Origin of the sequence: Sapientia aquatica, assembly GCF_004358105.1 — a bacterium.
GTDB classification, from domain to species: domain Bacteria; phylum Pseudomonadota; class Gammaproteobacteria; order Burkholderiales; family Burkholderiaceae_D; genus Solimicrobium; species Solimicrobium aquaticum.
In genome coordinates, this window is sequence record NZ_SMYL01000053.1 from 1 (window position 1) to 594 (window position 594).

At 58.2% G+C, this 594-nt stretch carries 1 protein-coding gene; it reads left to right on the plus strand.

The genetic code is table 11. The features are described 5' to 3' along the window. Positions 1-26: 26 nt before the first annotated feature. Positions 27-594: type VI secretion system Vgr family protein (locus tag E2I14_RS19205; protein ID WP_264757067.1), on the plus strand; the 568-nt coding region annotated here is incomplete at its 3' end.

Genomic DNA, 594 nt, shown 5'->3' on the forward strand with positions numbered 1-594 from the left:
CCAGTGGGCGCAGCAACCATCTGATCATGGACGACAGTCCCGGTCAGATTCAGACCCAACTCAAGAGCGACCATTTAGACAGCCAACTGTCACTCGGTCACATCACCCGTATCGACGACAACGCAGGACGCACCGATCCACGTGGACAGGGCTTTGAACTCCGCACCGACGGGCACGGTGCGGTGCGCGCCGGCAAAGGCTTACTCATCACCACCGAAGCCCGCCCCAATGCGCAAAATCACATCACCGATATGGACGAAACCATTGATCGGTTACAGCACGCGCAACAACAGCAGGAGGAATTAACGGACTTGGCGCGACATCATGACGCGCACATTGACGGACAAACTCCCAACGACATCCCCGACACACTCAAACGCGACAATGCCGCCATTCAAGGCTCGCAAGCAAGCCAAGCGGGCAGCTTCCCCGAACTCAGCGCGCCCCATGTCGTGCTCGCTGGCGCGGCGGGCATCCACGCCACCACCCCCGCATCGACCCACATTAGCAGCGGCGAACATATTGCAATCACCAGCGGCAAAGATACCTCTATTTCGGTGGGCAAATCATTAATTACCGCCATCAAACGCGGCT